The sequence below is a fragment of the Geomobilimonas luticola genome (assembly GCF_018476905.1).
GTDB lineage: Bacteria > Desulfobacterota > Desulfuromonadia > Geobacterales > Geobacteraceae > Geomobilimonas > Geomobilimonas luticola.
The window spans coordinates 1-216 of sequence record NZ_JAHCVK010000039.1; the positions used below are offsets into that span (position 1 = coordinate 1).

At 52.3% G+C, this 216-nt stretch carries 1 protein-coding gene; it reads left to right on the forward strand.

Annotated features, from left to right (window positions below; genetic code table 11):
• Positions 1–216, forward strand: a 216-nt coding sequence (locus KI810_RS17215) for a DUF485 domain-containing protein (RefSeq protein ID WP_214176794.1), incomplete at both ends; no start/stop codon positions are given.

The following is a 216-nucleotide window of genomic DNA, read 5'->3' on the forward strand; positions in this document are numbered from 1 at the left end:
GGTGGATTTTTTCCACCGTGTATTATTTCCTCCTCCCCATCGGGGCAGCGTATGCCCCCGGCCTGTTCAAGGTCAAAATTATCGGTGTCATCAACTTCGGGTATATATTTGCCCTCTCCCAGTTCATCGTTTCCTGGGCGCTGGCACACTATTATGCCCATGTGGCCAACAAGGATTTCGACCGTCTCACCCGTGAGCTGGTGGACGAACTCAAGT